The sequence below is a fragment of the Acinetobacter sichuanensis genome (assembly GCF_003024515.2).
GTDB classification, from domain to species: Bacteria; Pseudomonadota; Gammaproteobacteria; order Pseudomonadales; family Moraxellaceae; genus Acinetobacter; species Acinetobacter sichuanensis.
Genome location: NZ_PYIX02000128.1, coordinates 1 through 1,991 on the forward strand (window position 1 = coordinate 1; position 1,991 = coordinate 1,991).

At 44.5% G+C, this 1,991-nt stretch carries 1 protein-coding gene and 1 pseudogene; both read left to right on the forward strand.

The genetic code is table 11. The annotated features are described in order from the left end of the window. Positions 1-515 precede the first annotated feature (515 nt). Positions 516-1,757: a group II intron reverse transcriptase/maturase gene (gene ltrA / locus C9E89_RS22360; RefSeq protein WP_004826931.1), complete on the forward strand. Its 1,242-nt coding sequence runs from the start codon at positions 516-518 to the stop codon at positions 1,755-1,757. Positions 1,758-1,836: 79 nt separating this feature from the next. Then, positions 1,837-1,991 (forward strand): annotated as a pseudogene (locus C9E89_RS22365) (DDE-type integrase/transposase/recombinase); the annotation flags it as partial.

Below are 1,991 nucleotides of genomic sequence, written 5' to 3' on the forward strand. Positions count from 1 at the left end.
GTGTGCCGCAGCAAGCGGCGTAAGAGATGAGGGTATGGCCCCTCGCTATCGGCTTGCAGGAGCAGGTAGCAAACCACCATAAGCGGCTTGGATCAAAAGTCCCGGTCGTGAGCGTTATGGAAAAGGCATCGTAGAGATGTCAGGTAAGAATTAGGAAGGCGAACAACAGTGAACTGCCGTTCAAGTGTCGAAAGTACTCAAATGACATCAAAACCGGGGATGGAAGTTACCCCGCGATTAGTTTGGCCGTTACCTGCTTACGGGCCATTCGGTGTCCGGCGTAGAGGCAGCGCGATCCTAATTCAGGCTCTTACGTTGAACTGCGGGAACCTTCGGTGGCGATGTCAAGCGAAAGGCACAAGCTCAAAAGGCAAGGCTGATAATAGCAATGCGTCACCAAGGGGCGGAGCAACTCGTAGTAGTGTTGAAGTTACTGTAATGGTAATGGAGCGAAGGGGTTGCATTATCCAGGTCTACGGATTTGTCAACTGTGCAAGCAGGAGGAGCAAAACTTTATGACCAAACCATTTAATATTCCTAAAGCGTTAATCTGGGAGGCATTTAAAAAAGTCAAAGAGAATGGTGGCGCTCCAGGCGTTGATCATGAATCTATTGAGCAATTCGAAAAGCATTTAAAGAACAACCTATACAAACTATGGAATCGACTTTGTTCTGGCAGTTATTTTCCACCGCCAGTTAAGGCTGTTCCGATTCCAAAGAAGTCAGGTGGCGTGCGTATACTAGGTATTCCAACAGTTGCAGATCGAGTCGCGCAAACAGCAGTTAAGCTCTTATTAGAGCCGAAAATTGATCCATTATTTCATCCAAACTCATATGGATATCGTCCGGGGCGTTCTGCCCATGATGCAATTGCGATAGTGAGGAGACGAAGTTGGGATTATGACTGGGTTGTGGAATTTGATATCAAAGGTCTCTTTGATAATATCGACCATGATTTACTAATGCGTGCACTCAAGAAACACTGTGAAATTCCATGGATTCTTTTATATGTGCAACGTTGGTTAAAAGCACCAATGCAACACATAAATGGCCATCTTTTAGAAAGGAATCGCGGCACACCACAAGGTGGTGTTGTGAGTCCTTTATTGGCGAATTTATTTATGCATTATGCTTTTGATATGTGGATTACGAAACATCTTCAAAGTGTACGGTTCTGCCGTTATGCAGATGATGGCGTAATTCATTGTCGGAGTTTATCTCAAGCCAAACTTGTTTTACAAAAGATCGATGCACGATTTCGTGAATGTGGTCTCGAATTGCATCCAGACAAGACAAAGATTGTTTATTGCCAAGATATTAATCGTCGTAAAGCATATCCCGATGTTCAATTTACTTTTCTCGGGTACACGTTTAGGCCCCGTAAGGCTGTGGACAAGTATAAAAGAGTTTATGTAAATTTCTCTCCTGCAGTCAGTCGTGATGCACTTAAAGCAATGCGACAGACTATTCGGAAATGGCATCTACATCTGATGTGTAATCGCGAATTAAGTGATTTATCTGCAATATTCAATCCAATTCTTCAAGGTTGGCAGCAATACTATGGTCGATTCCATGGTTCAGCAATGTCAGCGATCTGGCAACACATGAATGCTTATCTTATACGCTGGATGAGGCGTAAGTATAAAAACTTGGCCCGTCATAAAAGACGGGCTAGATATGCCTTAGGGCGACTTGCGCGTGATTTTCCAAATGCCTTTGTGCACTGGAAAATGGGATGTTTACCATCGGTTGGATAATGGGAGCCGGATGAGCTGAGAGGTTCATGTCCGGTTCTGCGAGGGGCTAAGGGTGAAATTCCCTTGGTCTACTCACCCATATGTATGGACAGCTGAAGGCTGGCTGTATTTAGCTGCGTTAAAAGACCTTTGCACTAAACAAGTGGTTGGCTATAGCTTAAGTGAGCGGATGACAGCACAACTTGTTTGTAGTGCACTGAGTATGGCTATTCACAATCATAAGCCATCTCAAGA

What these genes read in the sequence shown, in the direction of transcription:
- ltrA (WP_004826931.1), top strand. Translation starts at nt 516, where the DNA reads ATGACCAAACCATTTAATATTCCTAAAGCGTTAATCTGGGAGGCATTT.